This is a genomic window from Thalassotalea sp. LPB0316 (genome assembly GCF_014898095.1).
Taxonomy (GTDB): Bacteria; Pseudomonadota; Gammaproteobacteria; order Enterobacterales; family Alteromonadaceae; genus Thalassotalea_G.
Genome location: NZ_CP062946.1, coordinates 1,346,527 through 1,368,913, shown reverse-complemented (window position 1 = coordinate 1,368,913; position 22,387 = coordinate 1,346,527). Strand labels below are relative to the sequence as shown.

At 41.7% G+C, this 22,387-nt stretch carries 22 protein-coding genes and 2 tRNA genes; 10 read left to right on the top strand and 14 right to left on the bottom strand.

The features are described from left to right. The first annotated feature begins 54 nt into the window (after window positions 1-54). From mutY to LP316_RS05985, 5 genes are all read left to right on the top strand, one after another. Window positions 55-1,128 carry an A/G-specific adenine glycosylase gene (gene mutY / locus LP316_RS06005; protein WP_193023349.1) on the top strand — a complete coding sequence of 358 codons (1,074 nt, stop codon included), beginning with the start codon at window positions 55-57 and terminating at the stop codon, window positions 1,126-1,128. Between the two features lie 10 nt (window positions 1,129-1,138). After that, complete coding sequence (locus LP316_RS06000) at window positions 1,139-1,408, top strand: oxidative damage protection protein (RefSeq protein ID WP_193023347.1); 270 nt, start codon at window positions 1,139-1,141, stop codon at window positions 1,406-1,408. Between the two features lie 5 nt (window positions 1,409-1,413). Then, window positions 1,414-1,698 carry a TMEM165/GDT1 family protein gene (locus LP316_RS05995; protein ID WP_226960816.1) on the top strand — a complete coding sequence of 95 codons (285 nt, stop codon included), beginning with the start codon at window positions 1,414-1,416 and terminating at the stop codon, window positions 1,696-1,698. A 160-nt stretch (window positions 1,699-1,858) separates the two neighbouring features. After that, window positions 1,859-1,934 (top strand) — tRNA-Phe (locus tag LP316_RS05990). A gap of 84 nt (window positions 1,935-2,018) precedes the next feature. Further along, window positions 2,019-2,094: transfer RNA gene (locus LP316_RS05985), tRNA-Thr, on the top strand. Between the two features lie 540 nt (window positions 2,095-2,634). Here LP316_RS05985 and LP316_RS05980 read toward each other — a convergent pair. The 4 genes from LP316_RS05980 to LP316_RS05965 form a co-directional block, all read right to left on the bottom strand. Then, on the bottom strand, window positions 2,635-2,928 hold the full coding sequence (locus LP316_RS05980) for a hypothetical protein (RefSeq protein WP_193023345.1): 294 nt from the start codon (window positions 2,926-2,928) through the stop codon (window positions 2,635-2,637). Between the two features lie 111 nt (window positions 2,929-3,039). Beyond that, window positions 3,040-4,017 carry a glutathione S-transferase family protein gene (locus tag LP316_RS05975; protein ID WP_193023343.1) on the bottom strand — a complete coding sequence of 326 codons (978 nt, stop codon included), beginning with the start codon at window positions 4,015-4,017 and terminating at the stop codon, window positions 3,040-3,042. Between the two features lie 15 nt (window positions 4,018-4,032). Beyond that, a complete protein-coding gene (locus tag LP316_RS05970) occupies window positions 4,033-4,728 on the bottom strand; it encodes a pirin family protein (protein WP_193023341.1) in 696 nt (231 codons plus the stop codon). Between the two features lie 33 nt (window positions 4,729-4,761). Continuing rightward, window positions 4,762-5,205: a DoxX family protein gene (locus LP316_RS05965; protein ID WP_193023339.1), complete on the bottom strand. Its 444-nt coding sequence runs from the start codon at window positions 5,203-5,205 to the stop codon at window positions 4,762-4,764. Window positions 5,206-5,369: 164 nt separating this feature from the next. On the opposite strand from LP316_RS05965, the gene LP316_RS05960 reads away from it, so the two are divergent. Continuing rightward, the gene (locus LP316_RS05960) at window positions 5,370-6,260 is read left to right on the top strand and encodes a LysR family transcriptional regulator (RefSeq protein WP_193023337.1); all 891 of its coding nucleotides are present in this window, start codon (window positions 5,370-5,372) and stop codon (window positions 6,258-6,260) included. 11 nt (window positions 6,261-6,271) lie between these two features. Here the strand turns inward: LP316_RS05960 and LP316_RS05955 are convergent, their stop codons facing one another. The 10 genes from LP316_RS05955 to LP316_RS05915 form a co-directional block, all read right to left on the bottom strand. Next, window positions 6,272-7,036 carry a PEP-CTERM sorting domain-containing protein gene (locus tag LP316_RS05955; RefSeq protein WP_193023335.1) on the bottom strand — a complete coding sequence of 255 codons (765 nt, stop codon included), beginning with the start codon at window positions 7,034-7,036 and terminating at the stop codon, window positions 6,272-6,274. 299 nt (window positions 7,037-7,335) lie between these two features. Next, window positions 7,336-8,049: a hypothetical protein gene (locus LP316_RS05950; protein ID WP_226960815.1), complete on the bottom strand. Its 714-nt coding sequence runs from the start codon at window positions 8,047-8,049 to the stop codon at window positions 7,336-7,338. Window positions 8,050-8,197: 148 nt separating this feature from the next. Next, window positions 8,198-8,488, bottom strand: coding sequence for a MazG nucleotide pyrophosphohydrolase domain-containing protein (locus LP316_RS05945; RefSeq protein ID WP_193023331.1), 291 nt, complete (start codon window positions 8,486-8,488; stop codon window positions 8,198-8,200). Between the two features lie 57 nt (window positions 8,489-8,545). Continuing rightward, on the bottom strand, window positions 8,546-10,054 hold the full coding sequence (locus LP316_RS05940) for a transporter substrate-binding domain-containing protein (protein WP_193023329.1): 1,509 nt from the start codon (window positions 10,052-10,054) through the stop codon (window positions 8,546-8,548). Window positions 10,055-10,210: 156 nt separating this feature from the next. After that, a complete protein-coding gene (locus tag LP316_RS16010; protein WP_264298968.1) occupies window positions 10,211-10,924 on the bottom strand; it encodes a c-type cytochrome in 714 nt (237 codons plus the stop codon). Between the two features lie 65 nt (window positions 10,925-10,989). Next, the gene (locus LP316_RS16005; RefSeq protein WP_226960814.1) at window positions 10,990-11,730 is read right to left on the bottom strand and encodes a right-handed parallel beta-helix repeat-containing protein; all 741 of its coding nucleotides are present in this window, start codon (window positions 11,728-11,730) and stop codon (window positions 10,990-10,992) included. A 1-nt stretch (window position 11,731) separates the two neighbouring features. Further along, window positions 11,732-12,934 (bottom strand): cytochrome-c peroxidase, encoded by a 1,203-nt coding sequence (locus LP316_RS05930; protein ID WP_193023327.1) that lies wholly within the window; start codon window positions 12,932-12,934, stop codon window positions 11,732-11,734. 8 nt (window positions 12,935-12,942) lie between these two features. Continuing rightward, window positions 12,943-13,545 (bottom strand): c-type cytochrome, encoded by a 603-nt coding sequence (locus LP316_RS05925; RefSeq protein WP_193023325.1) that lies wholly within the window; start codon window positions 13,543-13,545, stop codon window positions 12,943-12,945. Window positions 13,546-13,681: 136 nt separating this feature from the next. Further along, window positions 13,682-14,665, bottom strand: coding sequence for a helix-turn-helix domain-containing protein (locus LP316_RS05920; protein WP_193023323.1), 984 nt, complete (start codon window positions 14,663-14,665; stop codon window positions 13,682-13,684). A gap of 258 nt (window positions 14,666-14,923) precedes the next feature. Continuing rightward, on the bottom strand, window positions 14,924-17,536 hold the full coding sequence (locus tag LP316_RS05915) for a TonB-dependent receptor (RefSeq protein WP_193023321.1): 2,613 nt from the start codon (window positions 17,534-17,536) through the stop codon (window positions 14,924-14,926). 703 nt (window positions 17,537-18,239) lie between these two features. On the opposite strand from LP316_RS05915, the gene LP316_RS05910 reads away from it, so the two are divergent. The 4 genes from LP316_RS05910 (at window position 18,240) to LP316_RS05895 (ending at window position 22,035) form a co-directional block, all read left to right on the top strand. Further along, the gene (locus tag LP316_RS05910) at window positions 18,240-19,118 is read left to right on the top strand and encodes a LysR family transcriptional regulator (protein ID WP_193023824.1); all 879 of its coding nucleotides are present in this window, start codon (window positions 18,240-18,242) and stop codon (window positions 19,116-19,118) included. 123 nt (window positions 19,119-19,241) lie between these two features. After that, window positions 19,242-19,760, top strand: coding sequence for a hypothetical protein (locus tag LP316_RS05905; protein WP_193023319.1), 519 nt, complete (start codon window positions 19,242-19,244; stop codon window positions 19,758-19,760). 361 nt (window positions 19,761-20,121) lie between these two features. Continuing rightward, window positions 20,122-20,847, top strand: coding sequence for a YebC/PmpR family DNA-binding transcriptional regulator (locus LP316_RS05900; RefSeq protein ID WP_193023317.1), 726 nt, complete (start codon window positions 20,122-20,124; stop codon window positions 20,845-20,847). Between the two features lie 162 nt (window positions 20,848-21,009). Beyond that, window positions 21,010-22,035 (top strand): LacI family DNA-binding transcriptional regulator, encoded by a 1,026-nt coding sequence (locus tag LP316_RS05895; RefSeq protein WP_193023315.1) that lies wholly within the window; start codon window positions 21,010-21,012, stop codon window positions 22,033-22,035. Window positions 22,036-22,387 lie beyond the last annotated feature (352 nt).

Below are 22,387 nucleotides of genomic sequence, written 5' to 3'. Positions count from 1 at the left end.
CAACGTATCTGTTGGATTGTTTCAAAAATATCAATTCGCTACACTGTCGCCACTATGACCAATACTATTAAGATTAGCCAAACGTCTGCGGATATCTTCGCTAACCAAGTACTCACTTGGTACGAGCAACAAGGCCGAAAAAGTTTACCTTGGCAGCAAAATAAAACGCCTTATCGGGTCTGGATTTCGGAAATTATGTTACAGCAAACACAAGTCGCTACCGTTATCCCTTATTACCAAAGGTTTATGGCAAGTTTCCCGACAATTTCCGATTTAGCATTAGCCGATGAAGATAGTGTGCTTCACCATTGGACGGGGCTTGGCTATTACGCCCGCGCCAGAAACCTTCACAAAACAGCTAAAATAATCCACCGAGAATACGATGGGAAATTCCCAGAAACCTTGGAACAAGTGATAGAGCTTCCCGGCATAGGCCGCTCAACCGCGGGGGCTATTTTAAGTTTGTCACTAAACAAGCACTACCCTATTTTAGACGGTAACGTAAAACGCGTGTTAGCTCGTTGCTACACAGTTGAGGGCCACAATGGTCAAGCCAAATACGAAAAGCAACTTTGGCCAATTACCGAAACCTTAACGCCAGCAAAAGGGGTTGCTCAGTTTAATCAAGCGATGATGGATTTGGGCGCTATGGTTTGTACGCGCTCAAAACCTAAATGTGAAGAATGTCCTCTGCAATCAGGCTGTTTAGCCAACTTGGGTGGTTTACAGGCCGAGTTTCCGCAAAAAAAGCCAAAAAAATCGATCCCTGAAAAGCAAACGATTATGGTGATCCCAAAAATCAACTCACAGTTGTTAATGGAAAAGCGGCCACCAAGTGGTATTTGGGGTGGTTTGTGGTGTTTCCATGAGGTCGCTGATGAGAGTGAAATATCGTTATTTTTAGCAAAAATGAATTTAGTTGAGCAAGAAAGGCAAACGTTTGAAGCCTTTCGTCATACCTTTAGTCACTTTCATTTAGACATCACTGCGATAGTGATCGAATGCGAGCAACATTCGGCTACACAAATAAACGAAAAATCTGCCCAACAATGGTATGATATCGCACAACAAAACTCTGTTGGCCTTGCAGCTTCAACAGTTACTATTATTTCCAAAATCATAGGTTAAAAGAACAAAGATGACTCGCACAGTATTTTGTCAGCACTTAAAGAAAGACGATGACGGTTTGGATTTCCAACTATACCCAGGTGAAATTGGCAAACGCATATTTGACAACATAGGCAAAGAAGCATGGAGCCTATGGCAGAAAAAACAAACCATGTTAATCAATGAACACAAAATGAACATGATGAACCCTGATGACCGTGCCTTTTTAGAAAAAACCATGGTTGAATTTTTATTTGAAGGCAAAGAGCCTCACATTGAAGGTTACACACCAGAGAAATAATGCCGATGGAATTTAGTATCGACTGGAAGATATTTTTAACTATCTTCGCTTCAGTATTTGTCGCCGAGCTTGGTGATAAAACCCAATTAGCCACTATGTTGTTTGCCGCCGACAAAGAGGTCAGTAAATGGATGGTATTTGCCGCAGCGTCTGCCGCGCTGATTTGTGCAACCGCCATGGGCGTGTTAGTTGGCACCTTTATTTCGCAATATGTTGATGAGCGCACCTTATCTTATGTTGCAGGGCTCGGCTTTATCGCCATTGGACTGTTTACGCTTTATAACGCTTAACGGCTAAGAAAATAGCAATTACGTTGTTTTTTACCGCAAAACGAAGAAAAAACAGGCAAACGGAAAATTATTTTAAAAAAGTAGTTGACGTAGAAAACGAAAAACAGTTTAATAGCGCCCGTCTTCAAGGCAAGGCCAAAAAGACAAATTGAATAGACACGCCTCGATAGCTCAGTCGGTAGAGCAGGGGATTGAAAATCCCCGTGTCGGTGGTTCGATTCCGCCTCGAGGCACCATCTATTCCAAAGAATTTTGAATACCTGTTATTAACAGGTATTCGGTGCCAAGATAAGCATTGCTTATCGCACACAGTTTTGTGTGCCGACTTAGCTCAGTTGGTAGAGCAACTGACTTGTAATCAGTAGGTCGCCAGTTCGACTCCGGCAGTCGGCACCATTTATTAAGAAACCAGCTTCGGCTGGTTTTTTTGCTTTATGTCATATTAAAACTGACCTACTGATTGAAATCAGTAGCTAAGCAGGATTGGCAGTTCAACTCCACCATAGGCACCATTCATCAGATAAGCCCAGCATCAGCTGGGCTTTTTTGTATTTGTAAAATAAAAACTGGCGTACTGATTCAAATCAGTAGCTAAGCAGGATTGGCAGTTCAACTCCACCATAGGCACCATTCATCAGATAAGCCCAGCATTAGCTGGGCTTTTTTGTATTTGTAAAATAAAAACTGGCGTACTGATTGATATCAGTAGCTAAGCAGGATTGGCAGTTCGACTCCACCATAGGCACCATTTATAAGAAACCTCGCAATCGCATAACGCCGAACAGTTGAGTTAGAAAATAAGATACCGGCCTTCGCCGGTATGACGATGATGAGTCATTCTGGCGAAGGCCGGAATCTAAAATCACCTTAGCTGATCACTGTTAAAATTTAGCTAAGCTTTTCTGTATCTATCTTTCGGTTAACTTATCAAACGGCTTAAAAGGTTAACATGATAAAAACATAATAAGTTAGGTACACGGCAATCATGAAATTAATCACAAGTGCTAATTTGATATCCCAAGGTTCAACTTGTTTATAGTTTAAAGGGTAATAATAAAAACGAAGAGAAGCTAAGTTACTCTCTTTATCAGCTGTAAAAAAGGCACCAAAAAATGACTTAGCACCGAAAATATTTTCTGTTAATTCAGGGTTATATTTTCTCATTTTAAAATATATATAAGTCTGCAGGAATACAGAAACCCCAAACAAAGCAACAATGAAAATAGACATAAACCTTCCCTTGTAGATTTATCGCCAGAATATCAGGCTTTAACCGAAATACAACAGCATCGTCCCACCTAGCCAATCTATAACCTTTGCTTCCCTGTTTTATCCACTCCTTTAAAGCCTAGCTCTATTATGCTCAGCGTTGTAATCAATCGCTGGCCCTTTAGGTACCACCTGCGTTGGATTGATCATGGTGTGACTATAATAGTAGTGTCGTTTGATATGATAAAAATCTACGGTTTCAGCAACACCCGCTATTTGATATAGCTCACGCACATACTGAGATAAATTCGAATATTGCTCAATTTGTTGCTTGTTACACTTAAAGTGCCCCACGTATACCGCATCAAAGCGAATCAAGGTCGTGAATAATCGCCAGTCGGCTTCGGTCAGCTTATCACCGACCAAGTAGCGCTGTTTAGCTAAGATATTATCGACTTTATCAAGCGCATCAAACAGTGCTTCATAGGCTTCTTCGTAAGCCGATTGCGTGGTTGCAAAACCCGCCTTATAAACACCATTATTAATGTTGTGATAAACAAACTCGTTGATCTCGTCAATTGCTTGTTGTTGCTCACTTGGGTAAAAATCTAAGGTGTTACCGGTAATATCATCAAATGCGCTATTTAACATACGAATAATTTCCGAAGATTCATTAGAAACAATACAGCCTTGCTGTTTATCCCATAGTACCGGCACTGTTACCCGGCCGCTATAAGTTGGGTTATTGCGCGTATACACTTGATGCATAAACTCGCTATCAAACAAATCATCACCCGTGCTGTGATTGTCTTTTTCGAATGTCCAACCGTTACTTAACATATCAGGGCTAACCACCGAGACACTAATATGTTCAGACAGCCCTTTTAACGCGCGAAAAATTAGCGTGCGGTGTGCCCAAGGGCAAGCTAGAGATACATATAGGTGATAACGACCAGATTCAGCTTTAAAGCCGCCCTTACCTGTTGGCCCTGCGCTGCCATCAGGTGTTATCCAATTTCTCAATTGCGCTTCTTCTCGCTCAAATTTGCCTTTCGATTTTTCGGTGTTATACCAGCTGTCATGCCATACACCATCGACTAATAATCCCATAATACTTGCCCTTTTCTACGGTAATTCAAACACTAATGCGGTCACTGTATCACTGCCACCGTTGAGCAGTTCAAGTTGCTGTAAATCACTAATTTTCGCGCCATCGCCAGCACTTAGCGCCACTTGATTAATCAATAATTTGCCAGTAATCAAATGTACGTAAAGTTTGCGACCAATAGATGTATTGAATGTTAAGCCACTGCCGCTGGCTAAAATCAATTGGTGCAATTTAGCGTTTTGCTTTATTTGCAACGTATCATTGGCACCATCTGGCGTAATAATGGTCGTTAAGCCCAACTCGCTGCCAAACGACTTTTGCTGATAACTCGGCGCAGTACCATGTTGATTTGGCTCGATCCAAATTTGTAAAAACTTAAGTGGCTTAGCCCGAGAATGATTAAATTCACTGTGAAAAATACCACGGCCAGCCGACATCAGTTGAAATTCACCAGCAGGTAACACTTGACGATGGCCTGCGCTATCTTGATGGATAATATCGCCTTCAAGCACCAAGCTAATAATTTCCATGTTGCGATGACCATGGGTATCAAAGCCTGCGCTAGGGGCAACCACATCGTCATTGATCACTCTAAGTACCGAGTGCCCCATGTGCGCTGGGTCGTAATAATGACCGAATGAAAAACTGTGTTTGCTTTGCAGCCAACCGAAGTTAGCGACGCCTCGGTCTTCACTTTTGCGTACTGTAATCATAGGTGCGCCCCTGCCTTATAGTTAATGTTAAGCTCAAGCTAACTTTTTAGCCAAGATAGCATCTGCTGACAGCTTGCCGGCACCTGAGATTGCCAACGACACACTTGCTGCAAGTAAGGCCAAACCAAATTCATAGCCATTATTTGCCATGAACAGACCATTGGCAAAGTGAACTGAAAATATCGCCACAACCATAGTTATTGCTAGTACAAAAGCAGCAGGGCGAGTTAACAAGCCCAATACAAGCATTAAACCACCAAAGAACTCTGCACTACCTGCGAGTAAGGCCATCAAAAAGCCCGGGGCCAAACCAATTGAAGCCATCCAATTACCCGTTGCTTCTAGACCATAGCCACCAAACCAACCAAATAATTTTTGTGCGCCATGTGCCATAAAAATGATACCGATAGGCACTCGTAGCGCCAATGGTGAATAGCCCGATGTTGTCGTTAATGTTTTGTTTATCAATGATGTCATAATTTATACCCTCAAAATATTTCAACCAACCAGAGAAAGAAAAACTCCCCTTAGCCATTGATTGACAGTTTATATGTGCTAACTTGATTAAAAAATCGAAACATTTTGACAGTTAAGTTCAAAATATTTGAACATTAATAAAAGGACATTAAAAAGAGCGCCATATGCACCACGCTATTACTTTAGATGCGTTACGAGCCTTAGATGCCATTGATCGCAAAGGAAGCTTCTCTGCCGCTGCGCAATCCCTTTATAAAGTACCCTCGGCACTGACTTATACGATCAAGAAACTTGAGGAAGATCTCAACACCAGTTTATTTGACCGCTCGAAGCAGCGAGCCGTGTTAACGCCAGCGGGCAGATTGGTACTCGAACACGGTCGAGAGATACTCTTTGCCGCAACGAAAATGACAGACGCGCTGTCGCAACTAGAAAGTGGTTGGGAAAAAGAATTGCGTATTGCTCGCGACACCGTTGTGCCCGAACAGGTGTTATATGGTTTGCTCAACGAATTTACTCAGCTTCCACATCAAGTTGATTTTTCGCTAAGTGTCGAAGCATTAGGGGGTGGTTGGGATGCACTGCACAGCAAGCGTGCTGATATTGTAATTGGCGCTTCTGGAGAGTTGCCTAAAGGCCGCTTTCACACCCATAAAATAGCCGATATTTCCTTTGTTTTTGCCGTTTCTGCAAGTCATCCGCTCGCGGTGAAAAAGATCATAGAGCCTGAAGATCTAGCCGATTACCCAGCGGTCGTCGTTGCCGATACCTCTCAATTATTGCCAGTGCGCGATAGTGGCTTATTCAACAGTAAACAAGTGATAAGAGTAAATAGCATGCAAGCCAAGCTTAATGCACAAAAACAAGGTTTCGGTGTCGGCTTCCTGCCCTTACATTTAGCCACACCTTATTTAAATTCGGGAGAGTTGGTAGCTATCCCCTGCTCTATTCCTCGACCCGCCCAAAGCCTTTATATTGCTTGGAACAAGGGCCAAGACGGTAAAGCCTTCAACTGGTTTATTGAACGGTTGTGCCAAGCCAACTGGTCGCTTTGACCTAATAGCGATTATTTTTTGTCAACAAAAGCCAGTGATTTACGTCCAGCGAATGCCAAAATACCCAATGACAGAATAAATAAACTATTCGGCTCAGGCACTGAAACGGCAGATAGTAATTGACGATTTTGAATCGGCGAGAAATTATCAAACGCTAAACCGATACCGCTTTTTTTACTGCCAGTAAATTCGATTTCAATTTTTGTAATATCAGTTAATCCGCTAAAGCCAAACGTCCAAGGCTTGCCGTCTAACGCCATATTATTACCAAGTGGTGATAGCACAGAGTCGAGTAAACGATTTTGATTGAACGCACTAACCTTAAATTGCTCGGTATTGCGTTTATTACCATCAATATCCCAAATTTCACCTGATGCAGCGGTAACTGGCAGAGCTGAATCATACAGTATAGTAAAAACACCAAAAGGCTTGTATGGGCGCTGTTGACGTATAAAGTAGTTACCCAGTTGCTGTTTGTAACCTGGTGCAGCAACATCTTTCGCTCCGCCAATGCCCCAAAAACCGGTGTCATTGCCTTTGTCTTTATTACCCGATTGTTCGATAACGGCGGGCGCGTCAACAACACCATCAGCATCGGTATCGAAACCAAAGGTTACTGAGACACCACTTACTTGAAAGGCATGATGAATATCGATGACATGATTGTCGTGGGAGCCATGACAAAAGTCTTCTGACTCAAAATTAATAACCCCAGCAACAGCTGGTAGGCTTAAAGAACATAACGAGGAAAAACAAACTACTTTGACGATATTCATAACTACTACCTCACATGGTTAACACCGCTGTAGTAGTTAATTCAATTACCAAGCCAACACGAATTATCTTTAATTTTCAATAAATTATAAAAAACACAAAGGATTGAAAAGCGTTTTACATTGCAAATTGCAAGAATCACCAACGACAAGCATGCAATTTGCAACAGTGGTATTACTTGAGCCGACCTCTAGCACCGCGCGCTTGGTTTTTCGCCATTTTGTTAACTAGGCCTTGTTAACAGGTGTTATTGTCATGGATGGTATCAAGAGCAGAGCTTTTGCCTTAGCGTGTGTCAAATTTAGGCTTTAAAATACCGACTATCTCTGCGCGGAATAAACGTAAACAATACGCCAAGGCTAAACAATACCAAAGATGTTGGCTCAAATACCGGAACAGCTTTTACTTCAAAAGAAATAAGTTCTGAATCGGCAACTAATATTTCGCTAGTCTCAAAAATAACCTGATGAATCAACTGTAACTGGTAACGCCCCTCGGGCACAGATATTGGTAGCAACACATCAATTTTTGAAAATTGTGCTGTACCACAATAAAACGTTCTAGTTTGTGTTTGATCGGGGTAGTCTTGCTGAGTACAGATATCTGAACCGTCTTGGCCAACAAGCCATTTTTCCAAGGTTAGTGCAGGACTGCCATTTAATTTAAAGCCATAATAGAAAAGTATATTCGCAGGTTGGTTAAAATTTTGAGGCTCTTTTAAATAGTCAACCCAATAAAATTCATCATCTAATGAACCACTTTCCCATTGGATTTCGGAGGACACGCCCCCCATCGCAGTAAAATTGAAGATAGGGTTACTTTCTGGCACTAAATAAGTATAACCGTCTAACGGCGCCGCAGTGACGATTGCATCGCCAGTCGGGTTGCCAACAATGACAGTTGCTTTGTTCACAAAACTTAAAAGCATACAAACTACAAAAACAGAAAGCGAATAAATAGATTTCCGAATCTTTTTCATAATCGATACCAGGGAAGGAAAAGGTGAAAGTGACAAGCAAAAAACCTGCCTTAAAAAAAACTACAATAGAGTCAATATCTTCAAATCAAAAGATTTTTGACATTACAATACATGTCAATTTTTCTGACACTGTTATTTGCTCATTCACCTTTAACAGATACATTTTACAAATAAACTTAAACTATTATTTAATGCGACCTCTAGCACCACGGGCTTGATTTTTCGCCATTTTGTCAACTAAGGCTTGCTCAATATCTATACCTTGCCAATGAGCAATATCGAGCACTCGCAAAATGATATCGGCTAACTCTTCTTGAAAAGCTGGTGTTGGCTCTTGTTGGCGGCACTCGTTAATCGCCTCGCCTACTTCTGATGCCACTAACGCAAGTGCTTCTAGCACTGTTTTATTGTGCCACCCCATAGACTCAACCCACTGAAAATTGTCTTTAGCTAACTCATTGATAGATTTACTCACCGACATAGAACCTTTTATAAATAGATGGTTATTGCGACCAGAAATTGAAAAAGCGTGCTAGTTATACATTGCCATATTAAAGTATTTTTCAAAAATTGCTTTTTGCGATGGCGCAATAAATTCTTGTTGTTGATTATAGAGCACGCTACTTGCGTTTAGCTTGCGCAAGCTTTGATTGACCGCTTCAATAAATGCTCTACCCGAAGGCGTATTAGAACACATAAAGTGGCCTAAAATATAGGGCTCAGCACCAGCGATTGGATAGCTGTAAAGTGGCTTATCACTGTATTGTTCCCAGTAATAATGGATGTCTTGTGGATACTCAATGACTAAGTCAAATCGGTTACGCGCTAATAACTTAGCAATTTTGTCGACCTCTGCCGGCACATCAAAAACATTGAGTAAGGGGACTTGACTAATTTGCTGATCGAGTATTTCGCCATAGCTTCGCCCATTGACTAAACCCAGCTTATAATCGGGTAAATAAGTGGCTAACTCAGACAATTGAGCATCACCTTCTATAGCTAATGGCTGCGCTGAGTGCAATGCCATCCCTAAGTATAAAGAGGTAGGTTTGCTGAATATAAAGCGCTTTTCGCGCTCTGGCGTTTTGATCATATCAGAGAAACAGGTATTTTCTTGTTGAGCATAGTCGGTGATATTTGAAAAATCTCTAACCAATTTATATTCAACGTGATAATGGATCATTTGATCAAAAATTAAATTTAAACTACTACTAAGGCGATTTGACAGCTCAACACTGTCCTCCTTGTGGCTATAGAACACCCCTGCCTCATCGGTAAAGATTAGCATGGTCTCTTTATTCGGATTAAAGCTTTCAAAATTACTGCGCTGATACTCAGCTTTAAACAACTGCTTCAATGTACCATCATCTCGCATTTGCGCCATGCGCTTGTCGTATCGCTCTGCCAATTTTTTACCGTGTAAGTTTTTCTGAAACGCATTAAAAATATAACGCTCCGGAATTAACTCAAATGCCGCAAGTTTATCGCTATAGTGTTCAGGAATATTGTATGGATAGTCGATAAGGGCATCTATCCGGCCTTTCATCAACATCTCAAAGCCCGTCCATACTGAAGTGAGCTGATAAATGTTTTTAGCTTCAGGCAAATAACGGCCAAAACCATAGCCTCGCATCCAACTCAGGTTAAGGTCCTTCAAATCAGATGCTTTATTAATGGTGTGCCGTTCTTTGTTATAGATCGCGATAATAGGATATTCAATATCGAGATACCAGTTAGGAAAAATGGCTCTGTCGACATCATCGCGAAATAGGCCAATCGCAATATCGATTGCCCCTTTATTGAACGAGTCAATCACTCGATTAAATGGCATAAAGTTTATTTCGAGGTTTTCCTTACCGTATATCTCGTAAAGTAGCTCGAGGTATGTACCAGTGCCATCCTCATTGGTGACACCAACCCAAACATCAGTGCCCACGACTATTTTTTCTTTTTCGATCGCATAAAGGTGAACAGAAAACAAACAGGAAGCGATAAAACACGCTAAGCATAAAAAATGTTGTAATACTGATTGACGCAACACGACCTGCCTTAATAATAAAACTTGTTATCATCAATTACATCATAGCCAAAAATATCGGTATTCCCTAATGCTAAGTAATTAAACGTAAACTATGTAATCTAGAGCGAGTAAGAGGCTCAAAGCCCCTTACCTTGTTTAATTAAATATAAGCGAAACTTAGTTAGTGCGTCCAAGCATATACTTAGCAACAGCTAAACGCGTATCGGCATCTAAATAGTTTTGCGGTGGCATTTCTGGATAGTCATCGCGCTTTTTCGTGGGTTTTTCGATGTAATCAGCAATACCTTGAGGATTATCCATGTATAGCGCTTGAATAATTTGTACTGGCGGACCAATCATGCGACCTGTATAGGTATGACAACCAGCGCATATCCCCATATAAACCACTTTACCGCGTTCGCTTGGATCGATGGCTCTGGGTGGTACGGGTTCATCAAGTAAATAAGTCACCACACCATTAGTATTACTAAAACTGCATTCATCCCAGTTTTTCACACCAACAGTAACATAGCGATGACGATTGATAATACAGCTCTCACGAGTGCTACCAACGCGAATAATATCGGGCTTGCCTTGCTTAAATTCTGTCAGCATTAAAGCTTTAACTTCATCAATGGTGTCGTAGCCATTGTTTAGCATTAAGTTATCCAAGATCATCACTTTATCAGGACTTGGATCAGACTCAGGGTCTATCGTGGTGTTCGGCGCATTTTGATGGTCCGTGATTAAGATACCTGCGGTTTTGTTATCTGAGATAACATTACCTTCAACAATCACTTCATCAGCCGCCATGATCAAAATCCCCGTACCCGGGGGAATACCGGCAACTGTTGAGCCTGGAGCACCAAAATTTTTGTGGTTATTACCCACAATAAAGTTGTTGCGAATAATGACATCATAGGTCGTTTTGATAGGTAAACCAGGCGTAATAAACGCTAAAACCCCCCCGTGTTATTGTGAACATAATTGTTTTCAACAATAGCATGGCGCGAGTTTTCAATTTCAATACCGGCAACGCTATCAAACACATCGTTGTAGGCAACGTGGATATTATCGCTCATCCCAACGTATATTGCGGCATCTTCGATACCTGAAATCACGTTGTATTCAACCACACCATTTTTGCCCAATTGTGGAAAAATACCGTAAACACCAGTATCAACAATCACATTATTACGAATTTCAAAGTTGTTACCCGCCTGCCCCATAATCGCATTGCCCTTGTAGTTGGTGATCTTTAAGTTCTCAACGACAAAGTTGTTACCCGAATATAAAATGGCATCGTTGAGCACTTTTTCACCGTCTAAGGTGGCGCGCTGGCCTTCTTGGATTACACCGATAATCGAGATATTGTCTTTATCAATGTAAACCGTTTCGTGATAGGTGCCCGGCATAACTTGAATAGTATCGCCGGGCACGGCTTGTTGTACCGCCGCCATAATCGATTCACCGTCTTCAACCACGTGTACTTGACCTTGCACATCCGCTTTAGCTGCCGCTGTTGTTGTCGACGGCGTTGCATCAGTGTCTGCTGATTTGTCATATCCACCGCCATAACTTGCGCCTTCACTGGCTTTAGTGATCACAGGGGCACTATGTTGACTCGAGCCATAATAGGCTCCACCGGCAAAAGCGCCGACCACTAGCACAAGTGCCAGTATTTTTCCTGAACTCATATTACTCTCCACTATACTGATTATTATTGAGGTGGGTTTGTTGATATTTTTCATCGACAACAGGTAAACCCGAGGGCACCTGTTGAGGTATTGCGGGTGTTAAACTCTCATCAGTTAAGGTGCCTAAAAACGCGACAATTAATTCAAGCTCATGCTTAGTTAAATCGGGCGATGTAATATGCCAATGAATTTGCAATTGCTGATCTTTAGGGATCGCATGGCCTCGACCTTTGTTGTAGAACTCAACAGCGTCAAACAAGCTGTCAAACTTACCAGAGTGCATGTAAGGTGCTGTTTTGACGATATTGCGCAGCGTTGGCACTTTGAAGCCACCGCGTAACTTTTTCGCATTGAAGGTTTGCTCTGCGCCAATATCAAAAGCTAAGCCCTCTGGCTCTGGCGTGCCAATAACAGCAACTTGGTTATTGGTAAATAGCGGCGGTTGATGACATTCAGAGCAACGCGCAACAAACGAACGATAGACGTTCAACCCCGCGATCTCTTTTTCAGTCAACGCTTGATGATAACCGTGAGCATACTGATCGTAGCGACTATTGAGTGATATTAGTGAATTTTGAAAGGCCGCTAACGCACTGTAAATTTGCTCAAGTACAATTGTTTGTTGACCGGGAAAAGCCTGTTTAAACATCGCCTGATAATCGGTATTACTGTTTAAGTCAGCTAATAACTTCGCTGGATTATTGCCCATTTCTAGCGGGTCGAATAATGGGCCTGCAGCCTGCTCTTCTAAACTATTGGCTCTGGCATCCCAAAAAAACTTATCGATAAAAGCGACATTCCACAGGGTTGGCGCACTGCGTTTAACCTTTTCGCCTGTAATACCAATTGAGCGGTCTAAATCATCACTAAAGCCCTTATCAGGTTGATGGCAACTGGCGCACGATAAACTGCCGTCTTTTGACAGAATCGGGTCGAAAAATAGGAAACGACCCAAATCAATTTGCGCAGGGGTGTAGCCATCTCGATGGGGAGGCAAGGAGGTTTGGGTACCACCAACACCGCGATTTTGAATTGAGTCGTAAAACTGGTAACGAGTGAGTAATCGGCACACGCCTTGCTCTGTTAACTCAAAGCTCGGCGGGCACTGCTGATTTAATGCAAACGTTGATTGAGCGTTTGTTTGGCTATTTGCTTGAGCAAGAAAAGCCCAAGTCATTAGCACAGTGAAAAGTAAAACGCGCATAATCTAACCTATTTAGCAAGGTGCTCTAGAATAAGCGTTAGTTCTTCTTCAGAGATAGCTTTCGCCATCATCGCCATCTGCCGACCTAATTTATCTTCGGTTTTAGTTCCTCGAATTCCTTTGGTAAAGTTGACCATTTGTCGCGCGAGATAATGTTGTGATAGTTGCGTTAAATTTGGCGCTTTAAAGGCATCATTACCAGTAGCATCACTGCCATGGCAAGCACCACAACGCGCTTGGTACGCACTATACCCCTTACCTGATTGCTCAAGCGTTTTCCGTGCTGAAGCCGTTGGCAATGCGCTGATATATTGCGCTAGCTCGGTAATATCATCCTTTGATAACGATTGACTAAAAGCGGCCATTTGTTTGCCAAGCGTATCGTTAGGATGAGCACCACGCCAACCGTTTTTAAACGATGTTAATTGATTTGAGATATACCACGCTTGTTGCCCAACTAATGCAGGTGCGTTTAACGCTTCGTTACCTCGGCCTTGCTCGCCATGACAAGCAATACAGGTTTTATATAATTGAGCAGCCTTGTCAGCGACCGCTATATTGGAAAAAAATGCGCTGATAAACAGCGCTAAAAAGGTAAAAGGAAACTTCATTTTGCTAAATACCATGACAATCAATTGCCTTATCGTTATTGGTATCTATCAATATAAAGTTGACGCCTCGTAAATGCTGACGGATTTCAAAAAAAACGTGACGAAATAATAAACTAGCGATTAAATATCTGATTTATTAACTATTTTTCTTTCGATATTCCGTTGGTGTTAAGCCGTGCTGAGCTTTAAATGCCTTGTTAAATGAACTTAGACTTCGAAAACCACTCTCTAAAGCTAGCGTTAAAACTGGGGTCGATAAATGCTCAGGTTCAATCAGGTAGTGAGTGACTTCGCGAATGCGGTAGTAATTTAAAAAATCATTAAAGTTGCGATAGCCCAACTCACCATTAATTAAGTTTCTAAGCTTGTATTCGTGCATACCAAGGTGTTTAGCAAGGCTGGTGATGGTTAGCCCCTCTTGCTGGTATAATTTATCTTGCTCCATCACCTGTAAAATAGCGGTAAGCTCTTTTGATACGGCGGTTGAAGGTTTTTCGGTCTCAACCCTCTCGGAGGGCTTTTGGGTTTCAAATAAACTGCGCGGATTGAGCTGAAATAAAAAGAAGTTAATCCCCGCAATAAGTGCAAATAAGCTGATGCTTTTGATTAAAAATACGCCATGCCATTGGGTATCAAATAGCTGCTCAACAACAATGACCACGAAAATATAAAATGCAGAAAGTCCAATCACCGAGCCGCGAAGATAACGTCGCTCTTTGACTAAATCGTCACGCCAATAATGGGCTGCGGTGATCAAAGCATGGCAGACCAAGACCAATTCAAATAGCAAGCCGCCATATCGCGTTAAACCATAAATAGCGGGGTAATCTGCAACAACAACAAGTTTTGTCGATTCAATTAATGCAATAAACAAGGGGACCACTAAGGTCATAGAAGCTGCGATATATTGCCAGCGCTTTAATTGATTGTGATCGCCAAAAACACTCAAGCTCACCAACCAAAATACACCGGGTAACGCATTACCGCCAATGTGACTGATCCAAAACACCGTACTGTATTTTTCAACGGGTGTAAAAATTGTGCCAAGTAAATAGCCCGAACCACTGAGCATCAAGATGATAAACAGCCGAATTGAGTGATTTGTTCGCCAAAAAGGCATGAGCAACATGCTGCATAGGAGCATTTGGGAGAGCGCTAAAATCGAAAAAAACAGCGCAATAGCTTCGTAATTTGGCGTCATACTTAGATAATTATCGTTTTTATTATATTGAAAATCTGTCGATGTGAAGCTCACAACTCGACAATAGTGAAAATTATACTAAACAGGAACGCGATAAAATAAAACCTAAAAATCATTCACCAACAAAAAACGCACCGGCTAAGCGGTGCGTTTTTACTTTATCAGTGAAGATTAAGTTTAAAAGCTGTATTTAATATCTATACCCGCTTCTAACCCTCGGTTAATTCGACCAAACGGCGTACCGAGAAGATCAGCCGTTAATCCGCCAAGGCTTAACATGTAGTCATTATCGAGTAAGTTTTTACCCCAAACGCCAAGCTCTAAGTTGTCTTTGTCATTGATCCAAGATAAACGCATATTTAAGTCTTGGATATCTTCAAAATACTCAGGCACGCCTTTCGCGTATTCTTCTAAACCCGGATCATCGGCATTAAGGTTTTCAACAAACACGTAATTCATATGAAACGCCGTTGTACCAACGCCTAGATCTGGCAACCAATCAAAACTAAGCGTGTAATTTAATGCCGCATCTTGCGAAGTAGTTTGTGCTTCAATTAACGTCCCTTCCGCGTTGTAATACGCAGGGCGCTTAGTGTCAGTTGAGCGAATTTCAGAAACAACGCCCACCGACACGGTTGGTGTAATAGTCCAGCGCAAATCAAACTCTAAGCCGGTAATGTCTTTATCAATATTGATAATTCGAGGAACCGCCGCAACATCGCCCGGCTCTTTTGATGACACACTCTGCTGTTGGTTTGTTAACGTTAGGTAGTAAGCACTTACATTAGCAACAAGTGAATCAGAAATAATACCTTTGTAGCCGACCTCGAAATTCTCAGTATCTTCCGGTTCAAAAGCAACCTCACTTGGCACTAATGAGTCAAAGCCACCTGATTTATAACCTGTTGAATACGAGGCAAAAACCATATCTTTATCGGTTACTTGGTAACTCGTCACTAACCGCCCCGTGATTTTATCCCAGCTGTCTGATGCTGCCAGATCAACCATTGGAAAAATAATATTACCAACACCGGGACGAACGGCAGCAAATTGGGTTTCAGGGATATACCAAGTAAAGTCTTTGTCATCTTGTGAATACCTTACGCCAGCTATCACGTTCCATTTATCGGTAACGGCATAATCAACATCAGCGAAAATCCCCCAGTTGGTAAATTTGCCGGTGTTGTTCACTGACTCTTGCCAAAACTCACCAGCAAAGCTTGGTCCAAACACTTCTGCAATGCCTAACTCAGCTGCAACGATGTCGTAAGTTAAGTCACCCGTTAAATTGACAATATCTGCTGATAGCGGCTGCCCAGGCATACCAATCGCCGCCATAATATCTGCGCCATAGCCCAAAACGTTTAACGCATTGGCCCACTCATCAGCGTTCCACAAGTGCTCAAGCGGGAGCCCTGCATCGGCCATAAAGCCTTGCACCACCATATCAAAAGTAGCACCTGGGCCAAATGCCGCCTCGGCGTGAGCATCACTATTGCCGCCAATCATCGCAGCAATTTGGCTAGCAACACCGGCTTCAATAAAGTTATTTAAATCACCTGTCACTAATCGCGCAGCAGTATCAGCGGTTAAATTAAGTTCGGTGGTCTGGCTAACATCTTCTTTTGAATAAGACATACCAGCAACCGCATTGAGTTTATTGCTCACGTAATTAAACTGGAGCTCGGAGTATAAAATGTTAGAGTCTTCATTATTTGACGTGTCGAAATAACGCGTTGGGTCGGCTGTTCCGTCTTCATCTTCGCGGTTAACCGTTTGCCAATCGCGATAACTCAACACGTATTTCATCGACCACTGATCGTTAAATTCATGATTTAATTTGGCGGTAACACCATACATATCACGCGATTCAACACCTTTGTATACGTCATTTTCAGCCTTGTTGCCGAATGGCTCTTTGCCATTTTTATAAGCGTATTCACTAATCCCAACCGCCATCGGTGGCGCTTGTTCTAAATCGTCCCAATCATACGATAATTGAAAATCGGTTTTATCTGAAACTTGCCAAAATAACGCGATGCGCGCAGCATTGTGATCGCGAGCGCCGAGATCCCACAGGCTTTCATTCTTTGCCCACGAAGGCTCGGCGACATTTTCAACAATGCCATCTTGTTCATTGGTGAGTAAGTTAGCACGTACATACACGTTATCGTTTATTGGTAAGTTAATCATACCTTCGATACGGGCTAAATTATCAGTGCCAAAAGTCCCTTTAACAAAACCTTCAAATTCATCGTGTGGTGAATTAGGCACCATATTGACGACACCCATCGCCGCGTTTCGGCCGAACAAGGTACCTTGTGGCCCTTTCAATACTTCGACCCGAGCCATATCAGAAAACAACACGTTTTGCGCAGCTCTTGGCATGTAAACATCGTCGTAGAAAATAGCAGTTGACGGATCGCCACCAACACTAATATTAGGGCTTGAAATCCCGCGCATGGTGACGCCAGCTTGCGTCATATTGCCATCGCTAAACTCAAAGCCAGGTATAAAAACATCGATGTCAGAAAGTAAAATGGATGTGGTTTTTTCAATCGTTTCTTGCGAGACACTAGCAACAGTCACAGGAACTTTTAGAATATTTTGTACGCGTTTTTGCGCTGTTACCGTCATCACTTCGATGTCAGTGTCATCGTTCTTTTCGTCCGCTTGTTCAGCGGCCAAGGCAGAAACAGAAGATAGTGATATAGCAGAAATAATGACTTGCGCGAGTAGTGATTTTTTTAAACGTCCTTGCGCGGTCGGTGATTGTATTATTGTTGTCATGACCTTCCCCAAACTTATTTTATGTAACGATCTTTTTATTATTTTTTTACAGCCTCACTATAGAGTCTGACGTTGAGCGAATACTTATCGATTATGAAAAAATACTGACGGATTATTAAAAAAGCCTGACAGATTAATGTAAGCATTTGAATTTAAATAACTAAATAACATCTTATTTCAATATCGATTGATCAAACATGTCGTATTATTTAAAGGTCATCGAGTCAACAATGGATAGGGCTCAACCTAAACTTTGGAGGAATCTAGTCTATCGAAAATAAATGAAATGGATTTATTTAACAACGTTGACTTGCCGTTTATGATCATTTTAGCAACCTATTTGAATGATATAAGTTGGATTAACAACAAGTGAATATAATTCAACTATACGAGTGATTTCTTCTCGTTTGTTATTCACCCACGAGCAAGATAACCTAAATTTGTTTTCGAAATCTCCCCCGATTTCTAAACGTAATAACTCGACTCTTACTCGCGCGCTATCATTTGGTAGCGCGTTTTTTTCTCGCCGTATTACATTTTATCAATATGCGCACCAATATAGTGCACAAGTTCACTAAAGCAATGCAACAGTAACCTAAAGATTACTACCTAGCCCTTTATTATCGCTGTATTTATCGTTTATTAACTTGGAACACTAGTTGCAACAGCCTGTTGGGATCATCACTTATGTAAATTAATGGCTATTCAAACCCCTATTCGCGGCTTGCGATCATTTTGTGTCGCAGCTAAATGCTTGAGTTTCAAACACGCTGCTAGTCAGCTATTTCTTACGCCGTCCGCGGTCAGTCACCAAATAAAGCAACTTGAAGAGCAACTCGGCACCAGTTTATTTCAACGCAATACTCGTGCAATTGAGTTAACCAGTGCTGGAAAGCAGTTTTATCAGAAAGTGCACCCGCTGATCACTGAGCTAGAATCAACAATTGCCGACTTCACCAACACTCAGCAAAATAAAACCATCACGATTAGCCTGCCAGAGTTTTTCGCCAGTGAGATTTTTGTTCCTCGCTTGGGCGAATGGGCAGAACTAAACCCCGATATTAACTTGCAGTTAGAAACGGTCAAGTCAGCTAGCCAACCCCCTAAACCAAGTGATCTGTCGATTGTTTTGGCCAGTGGTCAACCCAATGGCTCGATTGTCCAAAAACTTTTCCCAATCAAATATGTCGCGGCGTGTAATAAGAAAATTTACAAAAAATGGGCTGCTTCTGGCTTTGATGCCCTGCAAAGTGTGCCATTGATCTTGCATCAATCTCGACCTTGGTCTTGGCATAAGTGGGCAGATGAAAACGATATTGCCAACTTCTCACCAAAGCAAATTATTCAATTTGACTCCATGTTCGGTGTCGCTCGTGCGGCGCAACAAGGAATGGGCATTGCACTTGTCCCTATGCCCATTTCAAAACAATGGTTTAGTGAGCAATTATTGGTGAAGTTATTTGATCACGAGCTCACCACGCGCGACAGTTATTTTCTCATTCAAAACCAAGCGATAGAAAGTGCGCCAGAGCTAAATAAATTTGCTCAGTGGGTAACCTCTACTTTCGCTTTACCTGCTTAAAAAGCGCTGATAATACCAAGTGAAGAAAATTCATCTATGACGTGTTTTTTTATCGTTTGTCGGGGGGCTTTTGCCACGCTTATAGTGAAGGTGTCATATCGACACCAGACTTAGGAGCAAATCATGAAAAAACACATTTTATACTCAACACTAACTGTCGTACTTGGCGCTGCACCATTAGCCAATGCCGATGAATCAAACTTTAAAGTAGCGATCATCAAAGACGCCGCTGGCAGTAAAGATATTATTAAAGGCAACTTTAATGAAAGCTTAACTAAAATGACCCAAACACCAGCGACACTGATAGAAAAATTTGAGCAAGCAATGGGGCTTTGCGTGGCAAACATTAAATTAAGCCAACTCGACGCCGCTGAAGCTAATTGTAGTTCAGCTATAGATGCGGGTTTAGCGATGGAAACGAGCACTGCATCACGCAACAAACTCAGCGCATTAGCCTATAACAATCGTGCGATCAGCCGAGCGTTAAGCGAAGATACCCTAGGTGCTCTAGATGATTTCACATCGGCAATGCTACTTAACCAATCATCACTGATTAATAACAATTTAACACACTTTAAGAAGCAATATGTCGCTACACTGACGGTGTCAACAACTGATAATACCAGTTACATAACCCACTAAACATAAAGGAAATAATCATGTTTAAAGCGTTTAAAAAATCTATAACCTCAGCGGCAAATTTCATTGACTTTTTAAACCATGTATCAATCAGTCAATGGGATGTAGAAAACCATCGACAGCAGTAGTCGGTCGCTCAATAGTTAACGAGCACTACTCGTTCATCAGGAATAATCTATGATTAATCACCAGTGATAGGCACAAACAGCCTTTGTTGTTTGTGCCTTTATTTTTTCCTTCCTGACAAAAAACAGCTTTGTGTTAATCGACCTTTAAATTGCTATTTAATATTGCGCCAAGGCTAGTCAATAGCAGTGATTGACGTTAAAATCGGTGATTATTTTTTTGACTAAAGAGAATCCCGATGGGCAGAAGTTTTGAAAACCGCAAGGCCTCAATGGCCAAAACACAAGGAATGAAAACCAAAATCTATTCTAAATACGGTAAAGAAATTTACGTATGTGCAAAGAATGGCGGTTTAGACCCAGACGGCAACCTTGCTTTGCGTCGTTTAATTGATAAAGCAAAAAAAGATCAAGTACCTGCTCACGTTATTGACAAAGCCATTGATAAAGCAGCTGGCGGCTCAGGTGAAGACTTTGAAAGTATGCGCTATGAAGGTTTTGGCCCTGGTAACTGCATGATCATCATCGACTGTTTAACCGATAACACTAACCGCACGATTAAAGATGTCCGCTTGTGTTTCACCAAAACCAACTCAAAAATCGGCGCACAAGGTTGTGCTAGTCATATGTTTGATCACGTTGCGCTATTTACTTGCCAAGGTGGCGATGAAGAAACCATTTTAGAAAACTTAATGATGGAAGACTGCGACATTACTGATGTAGCAGCAGACGAAGATGGCGTAATCACAGTTACCGGCCCGCAAACTGAGTTCTTCAAAATTAAAACAGCATTTGCTAATACCATGCCTGAAATTACCTTAGAGAAAGAAGAAATCACTTGGTTACCACAGGTTTATACTGAGCTTTCTGGCGAAGACGTTGAAATGTTTGAGAAGTTTTTAGACATGGCTAACGATTGTGACGATGTACAAGAGATTTATCACAACGCTCAAATAGCTGATTAATTTAATATTATTTACTCAATACAAATGGGATAAGCGACTGTGTTGCTCATCCCATTTTTTATGAGTTAGAAGAAAATCAACTCAAATTTTGCATTGATAAGATGTACTTAGTACAAACTCTCGGTTAGTATGCAATGAGTTACATGAGATGGATGTTGTCACTTGAAATCTAAAGCTACATCATTTGATATTGCCTACCGAGCAGGGGTCTCTCAATCAACCGTTTCAAGAGCGCTACGCAATAGCCCGCTTGTTAACGAAGAAACCCGCATGAAAGTGCAGGCAATTGCCAAAGAGTTAAACTACAAGGTTGATAAAAACGCGAGTAATTTGCGCTCTCAGCACAGTGGAACTATTGCGTTATTGCTGTTTGAAGACCCAACCAGTGATGATTCAATGATCAATCCATTTTTCCTCTCAATGCTTGGCAGTATTACGAAAGCCTGTTCAGAAAAAGGCTACGACTTATTAGTGTCGTTCCAACAAATGGACAGTGACTGGCATGCCGATTTCGAAGACTCAAATAAAGCGGATGGCCTGATTCTTTTAGGCTATGGTGACTTTACTCACTACGAAGAAAAACTTATCCAATTAATTGAGCAAGGCACGCGTTTTGTTCGATGGGGCGCGGAAGTCAAACAGTACCCTATTATTAGCGTAGGCTGTGATAATTTTCACGGCGGCTACCAAATTACCGAACACGTCATTCAAAACAACTACCAGCACTTTGCCTTTGTCGGCGATGCCAATAGCGGTGCTCCTGAATTTCTTGATCGTTACCTAGGTCATTGCAAAGCATTAAAAGACAACGGTTTAACGGTAGATGAAAACATGCAGTTTCCGGCGATTAGCACGGAAGAAGCCGGTTACAAGGCAACGTGTGAATTGATCGCATCAGGCAAGAAATTTGATGCCATTTGCGCTGCCAGTGACTCGATTGCTATCGGTGTTTTACAAGCGCTACAAGCAAACGACATCAAAGTACCGGAGCAAGTTGCCGTTACCGGTTTTGATGATATTCAAACCGCCGCATTTACTTACCCGCCATTAACCACGGCAAGGCAGAATACTAAGCTCGCCGGTGAGCTATTAGTGGATAGCTTATTAAAGCTGATCAAAGAAGAAGAAGAGGTTAAAACGACGCTAATGCCAACATCAGTGGTTATTAGGCAGTCGTGTGGTAGTTAGAGAAGTATCACGTACCTATCAACATAAGTCTCCTTAATATGGTGCTGCTGAAGTGTAGTTGTGCAATCTATTGGAACGAGTAAAAAATACAATAGCTACATGTTCGATTTAAATACTTTCTAGCCTAGTGATTCTTCAGATTATATTGTCGGGGTGCCGACAGCACTAAAGAGGGAAAAAACGCCTGTTTCCCTCTTTAATCTCCCTCTGCGTCCTGCCTCGCCCAGCAATAAACATGGAAGTGAAAAATTAATCTATTGCGAATGGGACTGGTGTGTAATTCGAGGCTCGTTGTATTTTAGCGTTATGTTTAGTCATATCTTTATATCAAAATAGTGTACTGATAAACGCG